This is a genomic window from Kitasatospora sp. NPDC101157 (assembly GCF_044768255.1).
Classification (GTDB): domain Bacteria; phylum Actinomycetota; class Actinomycetes; order Streptomycetales; family Streptomycetaceae; genus Kitasatospora.
The window spans coordinates 178,638-196,174 of sequence record NZ_JBIWPL010000001.1 but is presented as its reverse complement, the minus strand read 5'-3'; the positions used below and the strand labels follow the sequence as shown (position 1 = coordinate 196,174).

Here is a 17,537-nt window from a genome sequence, read left to right as displayed (position 1 = left end):
ATCAACCGCAACACCCGCACCACCTGACAGCCCTGCACCACCTGACACCCCGCCCGCCCATGCCTGCCCGAGGTGCCACTGCGTGAACGTCGCCCATCTGAACCAGCTCCTGCTCGAAGCCTCCGTGATCCTGCTCTTCGCAGTGGTCGCCGTCCGGTTCTCGACCCGATCAGGACTGCCCAGTCTGCTGATCTACCTCGGGATCGGCGTGGCACTGGGCCAGGACGGGATCGGCGTCACCTTCAACAACGCCGAACTGACCCAGGTGCTCGGCTACGCGGCGCTCGTGGTGATCCTGGCCGAGGGCGGCCTCAAGACCAACTGGCGCGACGTCAGACCGGCGATGCCGGCGGCCACCGTGCTGGCCACCGTCGGCGTCGGGATCAGCGTCTTCGTCACCGCGGCCGGCGCCCACTGGCTGGTCGGCCTGGACTGGCGGACCTCGCTGCTGCTCGGCGCGATCGTCTCCTCCACCGACGCCGCGGCCGTCTTCTCGGTGCTGCGGATGGTCCCGCTGCCGCACCGGCTCACCGGCCTGCTGGAGGCCGAGTCCGGCTTCAACGACGCGCCCGTGGTCATCCTGGTCGTCGCCTTCGCCTCCGCCGGCGAACTGGACACCTGGTACGTGCTGCTCGGCACGATCGTCGCCGAACTGGCGATCGGCGCGGCGATCGGCCTCGCCGTCGGCAAGCTCGGCGCGTTCGCGGTCAAGCACGTCGCGCTGCCCTCCTCCGGCCTCTACCCGATCGCCGTCGTGGCCCTGACCGTGCTCGCCTACGCCGGCGGCTCGCTGCTGCACGGCTCCGGCTTCCTCGCCGTCTACATCAGCGCGGTGATCCTCGGGAACTCCAAGCTCCCGCACGGACCGGCCGTGCGCGGCTTCGCCGACGGGCTGGCCTGGATAGGGCAGATCGGCATGTTCGTGCTGCTCGGGCTGCTCGCCGCGCCCGAGAGCATGGGCGACGCCGTGGTGCCCGCGCTGGTGATCGGCGCGGTACTGGTCTTCGTGGCCCGGCCGCTGTCCGTGGTGCTCACGATGACCCCGTTCAAGGTGCCCGGCCGCGAACAGGCCCTGCTGAGCTGGGCCGGGCTGCGCGGGGCGGTGCCCATCGTGCTGGCCACCATCCCGGTGGTCTCCGGCGCCCACGAGGCCCAGGACGTGTTCAACATCGTCTTCATCCTGGTCGTCGTCTTCACCCTGCTCCAGGGTCCGACCCTGCCCTGGATGGCCAAGCGGCTGAAGATCGGCGAGGGCGCGATGGGGCAGGACCTCGACATCGAGTCCGCGCCGCTGGAGAAGCTGCACGGGCACCTGCTGGCGGTCACCCTCTCGCCGACCTCGCGGATGTCCGGGGTGGAGATCAGCGAGCTGCGGCTGCCCAAGGGGGCGGCGGTGACCCTGGTCGTGCGGGAGGGCAACTCCTTCGTGCCGGACAAGGCGACGATGCTGCGCGGCGGGGACGAACTGCTGGTGGTCACCACGGACGAGGTGAGCGAGGCGGCGGAGCGGCGGCTGCGGGCCGTGGACAAGGGCGGCAAGCTGGCCGGGTGGCTGAACGGGCGGTGACGGGGCCGGGCGGTGACGGGTGGGGCCGGGGCCGCCCGACCGGGCCGGTGGCGCACGGGTGGCCCGGTGGCCGCGGGTCGGGCCGGTGGCGCAGGGGTGACCTGTGGCGCACGGGTGATCTGGCGGAATCTACGCGCGTAACTGTATGCTGGTTCGACTACGCCGTATAACTACCGTTAGACCACCCCCAGCATCTGCCTGACGCAGAGTTGGCGCGACCGCTCGGCGGCCGCGGTCCGGCCCCGGCCCACCAGGCCCGGCCGGCCCGGTATCTACCCCGGTCGACGCGCGAGAGGACGACTCTCGGCGCCGTCGGGGCCACCCCATGCCCTGCCGCGCTACCAGGCAGCAGGAAGGACCGACCGTGACGGCCCGCCGAACGGTCGAGATCGCCGCGGACCCCACCCCGGACACCGCTCCGGACACCGCGGCCGGCACCCCCGACAGCGCGACAGCACCGGCCAAGGTCGGCTACGGCGCGCTGCTGCGCACGCCCGGCGCCTGGACGTTCCTGGTCCCCGCCTTCGTCGCACGGCTGCCCTACGCGATGCTCAGCATGGGCATCCTGATGCTCGTCGAGAACACCTACGGCTCGTACGGCACCGCCGGCACCGTCACGGCGATCGCCGCCGTCGCCCAGGCACTGATCGGCCCGCAGACCGGGCGCCTCGCCGACCGGTACGGGCAGGCCGCCGTCCTGGTCCCGACCGTGGTGGTGCACGCCGCCTCGGTCGGCCTGCTGATCGCGCTGGCCCTCGGGCACGCGCCGGTCTGGTGCCTGCTCCTGGCCGCCGTCCCGGCCGGCGCGAGCGTTCCGCAGATCGGGGCGATGGTCCGGGCCCGCTGGATCGCCACCATCGGCGCCGAGGGCGCCTCCGCCTCCTCGGCGGCCAAGGTGAGCACCGCGTTCGCCTTCGAATCGGTGACGGACGAGTTCACCTTCGTGATCGGCCCGATCCTGGCCGCCAAGATCGCCACCTCGGTCAACCCGTCCGCCGCGCTGATCACCGAGGCCGCCCTGACCTTCGTCGGCGGCCTGGTCTTCGCCGCCCGGCGCCGCACCGCGCCGGCCCGGACCGCCCCGCAGCCCGGCGCGCGGCGCGCCTCCGCGCTGGCCTCCCCGGGCGTCCGGCTGCTGGCCGGCGTGATCCTCGGGGTGGGTGCCGTGTTCGGCGGGATGCAGGTCTCGGTCAACGCCTTCGCCGACTCGGTCGGCCAGCACGGCGCCGCCGGCACCGTGTACGGGATCTTCGCCGGCGGCTCGATGGTGGCCGGCGTGCTCTACGGCGTCATCGCCTGGCGTCGGGCCGTCCGGCACCGGATGGTCATCAGCTACGCCCTGCTGGTGGTGGGCTGCTCGACGCTGTGGGCGATGCCCGACCTCGTCACGCTGTCGATCGCCGGACTGTTCTGCGGTCTGGCCATCGCCCCGACCCTGATCAGCGGCTACACCTTGGTCGAGACCCTGGTCGAGGACGGCGCCAAGACGGAGGCCTTCACCTGGCTGACCGGTGCCATCGGCCTGGGCCTGGCCGTCGGCTCGATGGTGGCCGGTCGGCTGATCGACTCCCACGGGCCGTCCGCCGGGTTCCTGGTGCCGCTGGCCGGCGCCGGTCTGGGGCTGGTCGCGCTGGTGTCGATGCGGCACCTGCTGGTCGCGCCGGTCAGGAGCGGTCATGTGGTGGCGGGGTCCGGCGAGCGCGCCGCCTCGGCAGAGCTGGTCGGCGCGGCCAAGGGCTGAGCGATCGGTCGGACGCGGCCCGTACCGGCTCATCTCACACCGGATTCGCTGGACTGATCCAACGGAATACCGCATCATTGACCATCGTTAGCACTCATCAGGCGAGAGTGCCAGGAGGAAGACAAGTGCCCACGTACCAGTACCAGTGCACCGAGTGCGGCAACGGCCTGGAGGCGGTGCAGAAGTTCACCGACGAGGCGCTGACCACGTGCCCCGACTGCCAGGGACGGCTCCGCAAGGTCTTCTCGGCCGTGGGCGTCGTGTTCAAGGGCTCGGGCTTCTACCGGACCGACAGCCGCTCGTCCTCCAGCAGCTCGGTGGGCGCGGGTTCGTCCGCCGGCTCCTCGACGTCGTCGTCGACGTCGGGTTCGTCGAGCGCTTCCGGCTCCTCGGGTTCGTCCGGCTCGTCGAGCACCTCCAGCTCGACCAGCAGCCCGGCTCCGGCCGCGAGCTGAGCTCGGCTCCCGGAGGTTCCGGGAGCTCCTGAGGCTTCACGGGAAGGCCCGTCGGCCCCGCTTCGCGCGGGGGCGGCGGGCCTTTTCGCGTCCCGCGGTGCCCGCGTGGGGGATCTCCGTCAATTCTCGAAGGTCGGACCCACTCGTGTGAGTGTACGAAGTTGTCCACAGGGGCGGGGTTGTCCACAGGTTGTGGGAACCGGCTTTCCGGCGGTGGCACGAGCGCGCATCGTGTGGGTCACCGGGCGGTGATCCACCGCCCGGCGTCCCACCGCACGTGACGACCGACCGCACGTGACGACCGACCGAGTCCGGAGGTGCCCCGATGACGACCATGGGCCTGTCCGTTCCACTGCCCGCGCCCACCGTGCCGCCGCGGCAGGAGGTGCCGAGCTTCCCGCCGATCCGGCGGGGGTGCGGCGGGTGGCACCGCTGGCGCCGGGCCGTCCGGCGCCGGGCCGGGGTGCCCGCGCTGGTGCTGCTCGCGGTGGCCGCGGCGCTGGCGTTCGGGCCCGCGCGGGCCGGACTGCCGCCGCCCCCGGAGGGCGCGGTGGGCCGTACGGGTTGTCAATCCGGGAATCCGGAGGACCACCCGTGACCTCGGAACGACTTCGTCGTTCGAGGCGGCATGAAAGGCTTCAAGGAATTCCTGCTGCGTGGAAATGTCGTCGAACTCGCCGTCGCCGTGGTCATCGGCGCGGCCTTCACCAACATCGTCAACGCCTTCGTCAAGGGCGTGATCAATCCGATCGTCGGTGCGTTCGGGACGAAGGACCTGGCGTCCTACAGTTCCTGCCTCAAGGGGCCCTGCGAGGTGAGCGCCGCCGGTGAGGTCACGTCCGGCGTCCTCATCCTGTGGGGATCGGTCCTCAGCGCCGCCCTGCAGTTCCTGATCACCGCCGCCGTCGTCTACTTCGTCCTGATCGTGCCGATGAACCGAATGGCGGCCAGGCGCAAGACGGTCGCCGAGGAGGCGGCCGAGGCCGAGGCCAAGGAGGTCCAACTGCTGACCGAGATCCGCGACGCGCTGGTCACGGCGCGCTAGTCCCCCGGCTACCCCGTCCCGTTACCCCAGCACCCCACCTCCGGACAGACCCTCTAGTCCCCGTGGTGCGGCGGGCGCTGGCTCAGGTACCAGTCCAGCCCCCGCCCACCGCTCTCCCCGGCCCCGGGGCGGTCGCCCCAGCCGGCGTCGGTGTCGTCCCGGGACTGCTGGTCCAGGGGGTCGCGGAAGACCAGGCGGGCCTTGCCCGCGGCCGGGCGCCGGCCACTACGGGCCTTCGGCTGCCCCTGGTCCCGATCCTCCTGCCCCTGTTCTCCCTGACCCTGACCCTGACCCTGTTCCTGTCCCTGCCGCTGCTCGCTCACCCTGCCCACTCCCTGCCGATCCCCTGGTTCGTGCCTCTGGCCCGTCCCTCCAGCCTAAGAGGCCCGCGACGCGCCGCGGGCCCTGGTGCGGAGCGCTCCGCATCAGGGCCCGGGTGGCGGTCGACCTCGGCCGTCGGCCTCGGCCGTCAGGCGGCTTCGAAGCCCGCGTGGTCGGCGATCTTCTTCAGTTCGGCCAGCGCGTGCTTCTCGATCTGGCGGATCCGTTCACGGGTGAGGCCGTGCTGCTTGCCGACCTCGGTGAGGGTGCGCTCGCGGCCGTCCTCCATGCCGTAGCGGGAGCGGATGATCGAGGCCGTGCGGTCGTCCAGCCGACCGATCAGGTCGTCCAGCTCCTCGCGGCGGAGCATGACCATCACGGCGTCCTCGGGGGACGTCGCACCGGTGTCCTCCACCAGGTCGCCGAACTGGGTCTCGCCCTCGTCGTCGACCGACATGTTGAGGCTGACCGGGTCCCGCGCCCAGTCCAGCACGTCCTTGATCCGGGCCTCGGTGGTGTCCAGCTCGGCCGCGATCTCGGCCGGCTCCGCCTCGCGGCCCAGTTCCTTGGACTTCTCACGCTGCACCCGGCGGATCCGGCCGAGCTCCTCGACCAGGTGCACGGGCAGCCGGATCGTGCGGGACTGGTCGGCGATCGAGCGGGTAATCGCCTGCCTGATCCACCACGTCGCGTAGGTGGAGAACTTGAAACCCTTGGCGTAGTCGAACTTCTCGACGGCTCGCACCAGGCCGGCGTTGCCCTCCTGGATGAGGTCCAGCAGCGGCAGACCGCTGCGCGGGTAGCGGCGGGCGACCGCCACGACCAGACGGAGGTTCGAGCGGATGAAGACGTCCTTGGCGCGCTCGGCGTCGGCGGCTATCGCCTCCAGCTCCTCGCGCGTGACGCCCTCGGGGAGGTCGCCCTCGTCCAGCATGTGCTGGGCGTACACGCCGGCCTCGATCCGCAGCGAGAGCTCGACCTCCTCGGCGGCATCGAGCAGGGGCGTCCTGGCGATCTCGTCGAGGTACATACCGACCAGGTCGCGGTCGGCCTCAAGGTTGGTCGGGCGGGCCGCGCGAGTCCGGTCGGCCCTGTCGCGAACGACGGCACGGGTGGCCATGCTTGCTCCCTTTGCTGGAATTTGCCGAGGTCTGCCTGCCTGCCCCGAGAGGGCAAGAAGTGCGGGCCCCGAAGGGCTCACACATAACGATCCAACGAACAGATTCCGGACAACATTCCCAAGTCGCTCAGATTCTTCCCGGCAATGCAGTATCCTGCCGGTTTTCACCCGGCTTTGGACACTGGGTGACCGGTCGAACACTTCACGTGCCCGTTCGCGACCTACCGTGGAGCGCTCTTCACCAGCCGCACACGTGATCGCCGCCCCTTCCTTGAACAGCCGGGCGGTCGCGCACGTTCCCGTGCGCCCCCCGGTTTCCGCCCGCGCCCACGCCCCGGCGCACGCAGGTCCTCCGCACAAAAGATGCCGAATCGCTATCACCCCAGCTCCCGATCGGCACAGGACGCTGGGAAGGTACCAGGCATGCACCTGACCAACAGCACGACTTCCGTCACTGTGCGTCAGCGTCGCCTCCTCCGGGACGCGTCGCTCGCGCTGGGCTGCGCCGCGCTGTTCTGCCTCCTGGCGACGCTGGTGACGGGCCACTGGCACCCCCTGTACCAGTTCGACCAGGACTGGACCAGCGAACTCCACGACTACGCACGGGATCACCGGATCTGGACCGCCGCGGTGCAGACCCTCTCCGACATCGGCGGCCCCGTCACGATGCGTGCACTGCTGGGTATCGCAGCCGCCTGGCTCTGGCTGATCGGCGCCCGGGTGCTGGCCGGCTGGACGGCTGCCCAGGCCCTGGTCGGCTGGGGCTGCCAGTGGGCGCTCAAGCTGGCCGTCGGCCGGCAGCGGCCCGCCTTCTCCGACCCGGTCTCGCACGCCGGCGGCCCGGCCTTCCCCTCCGGGCACGCGATGGCCTCGGCGATCACCTGTGCCGTCCTGGTCGGCCTGCTCTGGTACCGGGTCGACCGCCGCGGCCGGACCGCCGCCTGCTCGGTGGCCGCCGCCACGGTGCTGACCATCGGCTGGACCCGGACCGCCCTCGGAGTGCACTGGCCCAGCGACGTGGTGGCGGGCTGGCTGGCCGCCGGCGTCGTGCTGGGCGTCGTCACGGCCGCGATCGAACTGTGGCGCCCGGGCGCCCTGGCCCGGGACGTACGTCGGGTCAACTGGCGCACCAGGCCCCGGGTCCAGCGGGTCATCGTCCCGTACGTCCGGCCCTCGCGCCCCGACGGCCCGCACGCTGGCGGCCCGCTGGCCGACGCCCCGCTGGATCACGACCCGCTGGACGACGGACTGCTGGATCACGACCCGCTGGCCGCCGACCGGCCGGACGGCGCCGGGTCGGACGCGCCCGGCCGGGACGACCCCGCCGACCGCCCGGACGCACCGGTCCACCGAGGCGGCGGACCGCTGGGGCAGCCGTCCGCCGAGGCGGCGGGGCCCCCGGCGAGCCGCCCCGGAAACGCCGCAGGCCCTCCGCCGGATCGGCGGAGGGCCCAGGGGTGAGCGGCAGCGGTCAGGCCTTGCCCGGGATGGTCCGCACGGTGCGCCAGGCGTAGGTGAGCAGGGCCGCGGTCAGCAGCAGGAAGACCGCGCTGGGAACCACTTGGGCCTCCCGGAAGTAGCCGTTCGGCTGGTACTCGACCGTCACGCCACCGTCGGCGAGCCTGGTCAGCGCGGTCTGGTGCCCGTCCAGGACGGCGATCTGGTAGTCCGTCACGCCCCGTCCGAAGGTGGCGGTGGTGGTGGGCGCAGCGGCTGCGCCCTCCGGGCGGTGACTGGGTGTACCCCCGGCGGTTCTGTCACCCCGGGAGCACAAGAAGAAGGGATGGTTCCGGAATTCCCGTGAATCCGCTCGGCCGCCGGCCGGGGCCCGGCCAGGCCTTTCCGCCGGAACCGGCGGCTCCTGGCGGTCGCCCTCCGGCGGATCTGCCGCTACCCGCGCTTGACCGAGTCGTCACGGGCGGCCGGCGGGAGGCGGAAACGCCACAGGCCCTCCGTCCCCGGAGTGGGGAGGAAGGGCCTGTGAGCTGCGGTTCTGTTGTGCCCCAGACAGGAATCGAACCTGCGACACCGGCTTTAGGAGAGCCGTGCTCTATCCCCTGAGCTACTGAGGCGTGGCCGGTCGGTGACCAGGCCGTTCACAGCGTACCGGATCGGGGGTGGGCGGGGGACGGCGAAGGGGGAGCCGGGCGGGCCGGCTCCCCCTTCGGGCCGTCGGGGAGGGGGAGGGATCAGAGGAGGCGCAGCAGGCGCGACTGGATGGACGGCGGGTTGAGGTCGGACTGGAGGGCCACCGGGACCTCCGACTTTCCGTCGCCCGAGCCCACGCGCAGCGTGCCGATCTCCTTGCCCGCCTTCTCGTTGTGGTGGAGCGCGGCCGGGTCCAGGGTGATCGTGCCGGTGACGCCCGGGAAGCCGGCCACCACGAGGTCCTTGGTCGCGACGACCGGGACCTTGCCGCCGAGGCCGTCGTCCACGGTGCCGACGACGTCGCCCTTCTTCACCACGGTCTGGCCGGTCAGCCCGTTCTGGGCCGCCTGGATCTGCTTGCCGCTGACCTTGAGCACGGTGGGCAGGATGCCGTCGCCCGGGTTGGGCGAGGTGGCCTGCTGGCCCAGGGTGACGCCGAGGATCATTCGCTTCACCCCGCCGATCTCCTTGTAGGCGGCCCACATCAGGCAGCCGCCGGCCGGGGTGCTGGAGCCGGTCTTGACGCCGATGACACCGGTCTTCGGGTTGATCAGGTTGTTGGTGTTGGAGATCTTCACGTTGTTGAACGTGGTGTCCGGGGTGGAGACGATCTGCCGGAAGATGTCGTCCTTCATGACCTGCTCGGCCAGCTTCAGCTGGTCCTTCGCGGTGGACTTGGTGTCCGCGTTGAAGCCCGCCGGGTCGGCGTAGGTGGTGTTGGTCATGCCGAACTTGGCCGCGGTGTCGTTCATCTGCTTGACGAACGCCTCCTCGGAGCCGGAGTGGAAGCGGGCGAGCAGCCGGGCCACGTTGTTGGCGGACGGCAGCATCAGGAGTTCCAGGGCCTGGTACTCGGTGAGTTCCTGACCCGCGGTGAGCGTCACCCGGGACTCGTCGCTGTTGCCGGACTCCTGCGCGGCCTGCGGGTCGACGGTGATCTTGGGGCCGCTCTCCCCCTTCTTCAGCGGGTACTTCTGCAGGATCAGGTAGGCGTTCATCACCTTGGTGACGCTGGCGATCGGGGCCGGCGTCTCCTGGCCCGAGCTGCCGAGGCTGCCGACGCCGACCACCTCGGCCGCGGACTGGCCCTTGGCCGGCCAGGCGAGGTCCAGCGGGTCGCCGGTGAAGTTGAAGGTGCCCGCGGTCGTCATCCGCATCTTCGGGTCCGGCAGCGGGCGCAGCAGCTGGGCCACCACGACCGCGCCGAGCACCACGGCCAGGAAGACCGTCCAGATGGTGATCCGCTTGAGCGCGCGGCGCAGCGGCGAGACCGGGCGGGCGTTGAGGGTGGCCAGGACCTCCATCGCCTCGGCCGTGGTCTCGGGCGAGGGCTGGGGAGCGGGCTGCGGGGAGGGCAGCGGCTCCGGCCGGGGCAGCGGCGGGACGGGCGGCAGCGGCGGGGGGCCCGGGGCCGGAGCCGACTCGGGTTCAGGGAGGCGCTTGGGCACCGGCTTCGGCTCGGGCACCGGCTTCGGCACGGGGGCCGGCTCGGGCGCCTGAGCAGGCTCCGGGGGCTCGGGGACGGTCCCTGCGGCGGGGACGGTGCCGGCAGCCGGGGCGGGGGTCGCGGGGGCCGCGGGGGCGCGCAGCGGCTCGGGCTTCTCCAGCTTCTCGGTCCGGTCCGACCCGGCCACCTTCTGAGCCGGCTCCCCCTTCTTGGTCAGGGCGAGGGTCGCGGTGGCGCCGGCGGGAGAGTCGGCCTCGGCGCCGTCGCCCTTGCCCGCGTCCGCGTCCGCGTCGGTGTCGGCGGAGGAGTCGGCGTCGGTGGCGGAGTCGGCGTCGGTGGCGGAGTCGGCGTCGGGCGTGTCAGGCGTGTCGGCCGCGCCGTCGGCCTTCTCCGCAGCCTTCTCGTCGGCCTTGTCCGCAGCCTTCTTCTCGGCCGTGTCTCCCGCAGCCTTGTCGTCAGCCTTGTCGTCGGCCTTCTCGGCCGCCACCCCCGTCGTCCGCATGGCGAGACGCGGGTCGGCGCCGGGCGGTCGGCCGCCGGCTGCCTTCGCTCCGTCAGTCTTCGGCGAGTCCTTCTCATTCTCCGCCGCATCCTCGGAACTGTCGCCGCCCGCAGGCTTCAGCAGTTCCGCGGGCAGCCGCAGCGCGGTGGTCTTGTTGTCCACCGGCAGCCGCAGCATCGTCGTCCGACTGTCCACATCGTGGACACGCAGCTGTACGGTCGAACCGCCCTCGGCGCCGCCCTTCGGCGTGTCGGCGGATGCCTCGGCCGAGGCCTCGGCGGGCGTGTCAGCGGGTGCTGCCCCTGCGGACGCCCCGGTCCCGGCCCCCGCCCCGGTCCCCGGCACCTCCTCCGCCGAGGTGTCGGCCGGACCCTCCGCGGACACGTCCGCGGCAGCCTCGGCTGACGCCCCGGCAGCCGGCGCACCGGTCCGTTCGCGTTCGCGGTCCTGCTCCCGCTCGCCGTCCCTCAGCACCCTGTCGGGGGACTCGCCCACGTATCCCAGCCTCCTCAACGCCCGGCGGGGCACCGGCAGACCCGATTTCGGGAAGCCGACGCCCCGCCCCGTGTACCTGTACAGTCTCCGCCACCGACGGTCGATCCAGCCGCGCACACCCCGCCCGACCGGCGCGTATTGCCGCCGCACGGCCGCACCGCGGTCTGTTCAAGAGTCAGACGCCGGGCTTGAGGCCCCCGGTTCCGCGCCTTCACCGCAAGGTCACGATTCGGAGGCGTACTCGACAAGCCCGTGTGAGAGGCGTCACCCTGTCTCTCATCCACGCGGGGAGGCTTGGATGGGCAAGAGCCGCAGAACTGTTCCCGAGGAACTCTTGCTGCTCGCTTTGGACCCGACCACGGGTACCACGGCGCAGCCGCAGACCCTCGACCTCGGACTCGCCGGGGCGCAGCTCGTCGAGCTGTCCCTGGCCGGACGGATCGTACCGGAGGGCGACCGGATCGCCGTCGTGCTCGCACGGCCGACCGGCGACCCGACCCTTGACCACGCACTGGAGCTGCTGCGACGACGCGGCAGTCCGGTCCGCGCGGCGCACTGGATCGGCGGGCCCCGGCTGGGGCTGCGGCAGACCTACCTGGCGCACCTGGAACGCTGCGGCATGGTCACGGCCGTGCCGGGGCAGGTGTGCGGGGTGCTGCCGACGACGCGTTACCAGGCGTCCGACGACTGCACCAACGCCGCGATCAAGCAGCGGCTGGACACCGCGATCCGCACCGGCGTGCCGCCGGACCCGCGGACGGCCGCGCTCGCGGCCCTCGCCCACTCGGTGGGCCTGGGCAAGCACCTGTACCCGGGCAACGAGGGACGGTCCTCACGGTCGCGGCTGCGCGACCTGATCCGGTACGACCCGCTGGGCGGGATGGTCGCGCACGCCGTGATGGACGTGCAGAACGGCCTGCCGACGCAGCAGAACCGTTCTTCCCAGAGTTCCGGGGCCGCCACCGGCCGCTCCGGCGCCCGTGCCGGAGGCCGGACCACGGGCGGGCGGGTCACCGCTCCGCGGGTCGCGGTCCGCTGACCCGAACCGCCGGCGGCGCGCCCGGCAGCGGGCGGCCCCCCGTTCGCGCCCCTCGGAGGCGCTGAACCACCGTCCGCACGACACTGCATGACACCGCATGACACCGCACGGCACCGTACTGCACGGCACGACACCGCATGGCACCGAACGGCACTGCACTGCACGGCGCGACACCGTGCGACAGCGTGCGACTCCGCACCACCGGCAAGACCGGCACCACCAGCAGCACCGAGGGGCGGTCGCCCCGCGACGCAAGTCGCCCGGCGACCGCCCCTCTGCCGTTCCCGGAGGCCCGTCGGGGTCCTCCGCCCACTACCGGTTCGAGTCACCGAGCCGCATTACCACCTGGGAGCCACCGCTGTCTCACGGACGCGCTTTTCCGATGATCTGTTCTACTGCGCTGCTGTGATTCCCCGGCGCCGAGCTGGCCCAAGGTGACATGCTGCTCCGAGTCAGGGGGGTTGGTCCCAATGTCCGATGTGTTCCGAGGGCTGCCGTTCCAACGATCACCAGAGGTTCGGCCGGAGGTCGACGTGTCCGCGAACATCAATCCCACCGTGCGCCGCCGACGGCTCGGCTCGGAGCTGCGCAAGCTCCGCGAGGGCCTCGGGATGACGGCGGAGGAGGTGGCCGGCCGGCTGATGGTCTCCCAGTCGAAGATCAGCCGACTGGAGAACGGCCGCCGCAGCATCAGCCAGCGCGACGTGCGCGACCTCTGCGACGTGTACAACGTGACCGACGAGCAGATGCGCAGCAGTCTGATGGAGATGGCCAAGGAGTCCCGCCAGCGCGGCTGGTGGCACGACTTCAACGACATGCCCACGCCGTACAGCGTCTACATCGGCCTGGAGGCGGAGGCCTCCTCGATCCGCGCCTACGAGTCCTCGTTCATCCCCGGCCTGCTGCAGACCGAGCAGTACGCCCAGGCGGTGGTCGAGGGCACCCAGCCGGACACCGACGCCACCGCGGTGCAGCGCCGGGTGCAGGTGCGGATGAAGCGCCAGGAGCGGGTCCACGGCGAGAACCAGCTCGGCAGCCTGTGGACCGTCATAGACGAGGCGGCGCTGCGCCGCGAGGTGGGCAGCCGCGAGATCATGGCCCGGCAGCTGCGGCAGATGCTGGAGCTGAGCCTGCGCCCGAACATCACCATCCAGGTGATCCCGTTCTCGCACGGCGCCCATCCCGGTATGACCGGGACATTCTCCCTGCTGGAGTTCCCGGAGTCAGCCGATTCCACAGTTGTCTACTTCGAAGGTGTGACGAGCGATCTCTACCTGGAGAAGGAGGCCGATGTGCGCCGTTATACCGGTCTCTACGACTACCTGAGAGCGGCCGCGCTCGGTGTCGCGGAGAGCCGGTCGCTGATAGCCGACATCGAAAAGGGATACCACGAATGATCAACCCCGCCGAGCACGGACCACGTTGGCGAAAGAGCAGTCACAGCGGAGGCCAGGGCGCCTGCGTGGAGATCTCCGGACCGGCCGCGGGAGCGGTGGCGGTCCGGGACTCGAAGGACCCGGCCGGACCGCAACTGCGCTTCTCCACCGAGGCCTGGAACGCCTTCGCGTCGGCCGCGGCGACAGGGGCCTTCGGCGAGGTCTGAGGGTCCCGGGTCCGAACCGGATCCGTGCTCGGCCCAGTTGCCCGTAGCGGTGTCCGTCGCCCCGAGCGGCGGTCGGCGCCACGGGCAACTGCCGTGCCGGGAAGTCCCCGTCACAGCGCCGCCGTCCCTCACGGCACCACCGCTCAGTGCTCCACCGGGTAGCGGGCGGCCCAGTCGGCCCCCTCCGGCGTCCGCCGGTCGTGCAGTTCGGTCCCGTGCATCAGCTCCAGCGCGAAGTCGTCGGCGAGTTCCAGGATCGCCCCGCGCCCCTCCACCCCCGCGACCAGGCCCGGCGGCAGCGCGGTGTCACCGTGCAGCACCCCGAGCAGGTTGCCGCAGATCGCGCCGGTGGAGTCGCTGTCCCCGGAGTGGTTGACGGCCAGCAGCAGCCCCGAGCGCACGTCGTGGGCGACCAGCGCGCAGTAGACCGCGATGGCCAGCGCCTCCTCCGCCACCCAGCCCTCCCCCAGCGCCTCCACCCGCTCGGCGGACGGTTCGCCGGCCCGCACCGCGTCCAGTGCCGCCCGCAGCGCGGCCGTGGTCTCCTCGTGCGCCTGCCGCTCGGAGAGCAGGGCCAGCGCCAGGTGGACGCCCTCCTCCAGGGTCCCGCCGCGGGCCACCGACTGGACGATCACCGCGAACGCGCCCGCCGCGAGGTAGCCGGTGGGGTGGCCGTGGGTGAGCACCGAGCACTCCACCGCGAGCTGGAACACCAGGCCCGGCTCCCAGGTGGTGAGCAGCCCGAACGGCGCCGCCCGCACCACCGTGCCGCAGGCCTTGGAGTGGGGGTTCTTGGGCCGTTCCAGGGTGCCGAGCCGCTCGCCGTCCGGCCCGCTGAGGCCGGTCAGGCAGCCCTGGCCGGGGGCGCGCCGGGCGTACAGCCACTCCTCGCGGCCGAGCCAGCCGAGGCCCGGGCGGCGCTCGTCCGGGCCCCAGTCGCGCTGGGTGGCGGCCCAGCGCAGGTAGGCCAGGTGGAGGTCGGTGGGCGGGTGCCAGCTGCCGGTGTCACGCCGGATGTGGGCGCGGATCAGGCCGTCCACCGTGAACAGGCTGAGCTGGGTGTCGTCGGTGACGGCGCCGGTGCGCCCGTACGCGGGCACGTAGCCGGTGACGCCCTGCGGTCCGTGCTGGGCCCGGATCCGCTCCAGCGGCTCGAACTCGACGCCGGCGCCGAGCGCGTCACCGATGGCACCGCCGAGCAGGCAGCCGCGCACCCGGCTGCGGAAGTCCTGCTGCTGGGCTCGTGACCACAGTGGCATCACGACGGGGCGCCTTTCGTCGGGGTGGGGGCCGGGCCGCGCGACGCACGGCCGTGGCGCGCGCCCTGGCACTGTATTCGAAGGCGCGAGCGAGACGACGGCGTCCCTCGTACTTCGGTTCCCCGCCCCGGCCGCTCCCGGAGGACGATCCCGCGAGCGGCCGGGGCCCCGCGGCCGGCCTCAGTCCAGGACGGGCAGCAGCTCCGGAAGGTGCCCGTCCGAGGCCAGTGCCGCCGCCCGGCGCTCGGCCGGGACCTCGCCGTACAGGGTGGTGCGCTGGCGGTGCGGACGGCCCGCGGCCTCGGCGATCGCCTGGAGGTCGCGCACCGACTTGTAGCTGCCGTACGCCGAGCCGGCCATCCGCGAGATGGTCTCCTCCATCAGCGTGCCGCCCAGGTCGTTGGCGCCCGAGCGGAGCATCTCGGCCGCGCCCTCCGCGCCGAGCTTGACCCAGCTGGTCTGGATGTTGGGGATGTGCGGGTGCAGCAGCAGCCGGGCCATCGCGACCACCGCGCGGTTGTCCCGGGCGGTCGGGCCGGGGCGGGCGATGCCGGCCAGGTAGACCGGGGCGTTGGTGTGGACGAACGGAAGGGTGACGAACTCGGTGAAGCCGCCGGTGCGTCGCTGGATGTCGGCGAGCAGCCGCAGGTGGCCGAGCCAGTGCGCGGGAGTGTCCACGTGCCCGTACATCATGGTGGAGGAGGAGCGGATGCCCAGCTCGTGCGCGGTGGTGACCACCTCGACCCAGGTCGCGGCCGGCAGCTTGCCCTTGGTGAGCACCCAGCGGACCTCGTCGTCGAGGATCTCGGCGGCGGTACCCGGGATGGTGTCCAGGCCGGACTCCTTGGCGCGCTGCAGCCAGTCCCGGATCGAGAGCCCGGTCCTGGTGGCGCCGTTGACCACCTCCATCGGGGAGAAGGCGTGCACGTGGATGCCGGGGACGCGCTCCTTCACGGCGCGGGCGATGTCGAAGTAGGCGGTGCCGGGCAGGTCCGGGTGGATGCCGCCCTGCATGCACACCTCGGTGGCGCCCACCTCCCAGGCCTGGGCGGCCCGTTCGGCGACCTGCTCCAGGGAGAGGGTGTAGGCGTCGGCGTCGGTGCGGCGCTGGGCGAAGGCGCAGAAGCGGCAGCCGGTGTAGCAGACGTTGGTGAAGTTGATGTTCCGGGTGACGCAGTAGGTGACGTCGTCGCCGACCGCGTCCCGGCGGACGTCGTCGGCGATCCGGCACAGCGCGTCCAGGGCCGGGCCGTCCGCGTGGAACAGCGCCAGCGCGTGGTCGTCGGTGAGCCGGGTCGGGTCGTCGGCGGCCACCGCCAGTGCCTCGCGCAGGTCCCCGGCGAGGCGTTCGGGCGCGCCCTTGGCCAGCACCTGCTCGCGCAGCACCTCCCAGTCGCCGTACACGTCCTCGAAGTCGGCCCGGCGGTCGCCGGTGCGGCCCTCGGTGTCGACGGCGGTGTGCAGGTCGGTCCGGCCGTACGCCTCCGGCAGGTCCTCGGGCTCCTGCCAGGGGAGGCCCCGGACGGTGGCGTCCGGGTTCGCCAGGCCGGTGGCCGGGTCGGCCAGGGCGCGGACGTGCGGCAGCACCCGCGGGTCCAGCCAGGGCTCGCCGCGCAGCACGTACTCGGGGTAGACCGCCAGGCGCTCGCGCAGCTCGAAGCCGGCCGCGGCGGAACGTTCGGCCAGACGGTCGATCTGCGGCCAGGGGCGCTCGGGGTTGACGTGGTCCGGAGTGAGCGGGGAGACGCCGCCCCAGTCGTCGATGCCGGCCGCGATCAGCCGCTCGTACTCGCCGTCCACCAGGTTCGGCGGCGCCTGGAGGCAGGCGGTGGGGCCCAGCAGGTGCCGGGCCACCGCCACCGTGGCCACCAGCTCGTCGAGTTTGGCGTCGGGCATGCCGCGCATCGCCGTGTCCGGCTTGGCGCGGAAGTTCTGCAGGATCAGCTCCTGGACGCCGTGGTAGGCCCGGGACACCCGGCGCAGCGCGAACAGCGACTCGGCGCGCTCCTGGTGGGTCTCGCCGATGCCGATCAGCAGGCCGCTGGTGAAGGGGACGGAGCTGCGGCCCGCGTCCTCCAGGACCCGCAGCCGGACGGCCGGTTCCTTGTCCGGGGAGCCGTGGTGGGGGCCGCCGGGCTCGCTCCACAGCCGGGTGGCGGTGGTCTCCAGCATCATGCCCATCGAGGCGGAGACCGGCTTGAGCCGCTGGAAGTCCGTCCAGCTCAGCACCCCGGGGTTGAGGTGCGGGAGCAGCCCGGTCTCCTCCAGGATGCGCACGGACATCGCCCGGACGTAGGCGATGGTGTCGTCGTAGCCGTGCGCGTCCAGCCACTCGCGGGCCTCGGGCCAGCGGTCCTCGGGCTTGTCGCCGAGCGTGATCAGGGCTTCCTTGCAGCCGAGTTCGGCCCCGCGCCGGGCGACCTCCAGCACCTCGTCCGGGGACATGAACATCCCGTGGCCGGCCCGGCGCAGCTTGCCGGGGACGGTGGCGAAGGTGCAGTAGTGGCACTTGTCGCGGCAGAGCCGGGTGAGCGGGATGAACACGCTCTTGGAATAGGTGATGACGCCGGGGCGGCCGGCCGCCTCCAGGCCGGCGTCGCGGACCCGGGCGGCACTGGCGCACAGGTCGCTCAGGTCCTCGCCTCTGGCCTGGAGCAGTACGGCGGCCTCGGCGAGGTCGAGGGCGACGCCGTCCCGGGCACGGCGCAGGGCGCGCCGCATCGCGTTAGCGGTCGGGGGGTTGCTTGCGTCCATGGCGGTTCCGTCCATGGCGCGACCCTACGTCAGGGTGGTAC

At 72.4% G+C, this 17,537-nt stretch carries 15 protein-coding genes and 1 tRNA gene; 9 read left to right on the top strand and 7 right to left on the bottom strand.

Annotation, left to right across the window (positions count from 1 at the left end; all coding sequences use genetic code 11):
• The first annotated feature begins 82 nt into the window (after window positions 1-82).
• The 5 genes from ACIRVF_RS00920 to mscL all read left to right on the top strand — a co-directional run bounded on the left by ACIRVF_RS00920 (window position 83) and on the right by mscL (window position 4,808).
• Window positions 83-1,567: a potassium/proton antiporter gene (locus ACIRVF_RS00920; RefSeq protein ID WP_402811865.1), complete on the top strand. Its 1,485-nt coding sequence runs from the start codon at window positions 83-85 to the stop codon at window positions 1,565-1,567.
• 388 nt (window positions 1,568-1,955) lie between these two features.
• Window positions 1,956-3,308: an MFS transporter gene (locus ACIRVF_RS00915; protein ID WP_402812928.1), complete on the top strand. Its 1,353-nt coding sequence runs from the start codon at window positions 1,956-1,958 to the stop codon at window positions 3,306-3,308.
• Between the two features lie 125 nt (window positions 3,309-3,433).
• Window positions 3,434-3,763, top strand: a complete 330-nt coding sequence (locus ACIRVF_RS00910; RefSeq protein ID WP_402811863.1) for an FmdB family zinc ribbon protein — start codon at window positions 3,434-3,436, stop codon at window positions 3,761-3,763.
• 325 nt (window positions 3,764-4,088) lie between these two features.
• Complete coding sequence (locus ACIRVF_RS00905; RefSeq protein WP_402811861.1) at window positions 4,089-4,361, top strand: hypothetical protein; 273 nt, start codon at window positions 4,089-4,091, stop codon at window positions 4,359-4,361.
• A 30-nt stretch (window positions 4,362-4,391) separates the two neighbouring features.
• A complete protein-coding gene (mscL, locus tag ACIRVF_RS00900) occupies window positions 4,392-4,808 on the top strand; it encodes a large conductance mechanosensitive channel protein MscL (protein WP_402811858.1) in 417 nt (138 codons plus the stop codon).
• Window positions 4,809-4,861: 53 nt separating this feature from the next.
• Here the strand turns inward: mscL and ACIRVF_RS00895 are convergent, their stop codons facing one another.
• Both ACIRVF_RS00895 and ACIRVF_RS00890 read right to left on the bottom strand, forming a co-directional pair.
• Entirely contained in the window at window positions 4,862-5,131 is a 270-nt protein-coding gene (locus tag ACIRVF_RS00895; RefSeq protein ID WP_402811856.1) for a hypothetical protein, read from the bottom strand.
• A gap of 146 nt (window positions 5,132-5,277) precedes the next feature.
• The gene (locus ACIRVF_RS00890; RefSeq protein ID WP_402811853.1) at window positions 5,278-6,249 is read right to left on the bottom strand and encodes a sigma-70 family RNA polymerase sigma factor; all 972 of its coding nucleotides are present in this window, start codon (window positions 6,247-6,249) and stop codon (window positions 5,278-5,280) included.
• 423 nt (window positions 6,250-6,672) lie between these two features.
• On the opposite strand from ACIRVF_RS00890, the gene ACIRVF_RS00885 reads away from it, so the two are divergent.
• Window positions 6,673-7,710: a phosphatase PAP2 family protein gene (locus ACIRVF_RS00885; protein WP_402811850.1), complete on the top strand. Its 1,038-nt coding sequence runs from the start codon at window positions 6,673-6,675 to the stop codon at window positions 7,708-7,710.
• Between the two features lie 10 nt (window positions 7,711-7,720).
• Here the strand turns inward: ACIRVF_RS00885 and ACIRVF_RS00880 are convergent, their stop codons facing one another.
• The 3 genes from ACIRVF_RS00880 to ACIRVF_RS00870 all read right to left on the bottom strand — a co-directional run bounded on the left by ACIRVF_RS00880 (window position 7,721) and on the right by ACIRVF_RS00870 (window position 10,841).
• Complete coding sequence (locus tag ACIRVF_RS00880; protein WP_402811847.1) at window positions 7,721-7,924, bottom strand: hypothetical protein; 204 nt, start codon at window positions 7,922-7,924, stop codon at window positions 7,721-7,723.
• 324 nt (window positions 7,925-8,248) lie between these two features.
• Window positions 8,249-8,321: transfer RNA gene (locus ACIRVF_RS00875), tRNA-Arg, on the bottom strand.
• Window positions 8,322-8,438: 117 nt separating this feature from the next.
• Complete coding sequence (locus ACIRVF_RS00870; RefSeq protein WP_402811845.1) at window positions 8,439-10,841, bottom strand: serine hydrolase; 2,403 nt, start codon at window positions 10,839-10,841, stop codon at window positions 8,439-8,441.
• Between the two features lie 298 nt (window positions 10,842-11,139).
• Here ACIRVF_RS00870 and ACIRVF_RS00865 point away from each other — a divergent pair, with 298 nt between their 5' ends.
• The 3 genes from ACIRVF_RS00865 (at window position 11,140) to ACIRVF_RS00855 (ending at window position 13,483) form a co-directional block, all read left to right on the top strand.
• Entirely contained in the window at window positions 11,140-11,880 is a 741-nt protein-coding gene (locus tag ACIRVF_RS00865) for a GPP34 family phosphoprotein (protein ID WP_402811842.1), read from the top strand.
• 533 nt (window positions 11,881-12,413) lie between these two features.
• Window positions 12,414-13,277, top strand: coding sequence for a helix-turn-helix domain-containing protein (locus ACIRVF_RS00860; RefSeq protein ID WP_402811840.1), 864 nt, complete (start codon window positions 12,414-12,416; stop codon window positions 13,275-13,277).
• Window positions 13,274-13,483 (top strand): DUF397 domain-containing protein, encoded by a 210-nt coding sequence (locus ACIRVF_RS00855; RefSeq protein ID WP_402811838.1) that lies wholly within the window; start codon window positions 13,274-13,276, stop codon window positions 13,481-13,483. Before ACIRVF_RS00860 ends, ACIRVF_RS00855 begins: the two co-directional genes overlap by 4 nt.
• Window positions 13,484-13,626: 143 nt before the next feature.
• Here ACIRVF_RS00855 and ACIRVF_RS00850 read toward each other — a convergent pair whose 3' ends face one another.
• Window positions 13,627-14,742 (bottom strand): ADP-ribosylglycohydrolase family protein, encoded by a 1,116-nt coding sequence (locus ACIRVF_RS00850; RefSeq protein ID WP_402812925.1) that lies wholly within the window; start codon window positions 14,740-14,742, stop codon window positions 13,627-13,629.
• 180 nt (window positions 14,743-14,922) lie between these two features.
• On the bottom strand, window positions 14,923-17,496 hold the full coding sequence (locus tag ACIRVF_RS00845; RefSeq protein WP_402811836.1) for a bifunctional FO biosynthesis protein CofGH: 2,574 nt from the start codon (window positions 17,494-17,496) through the stop codon (window positions 14,923-14,925).
• Window positions 17,497-17,537 lie beyond the last annotated feature (41 nt).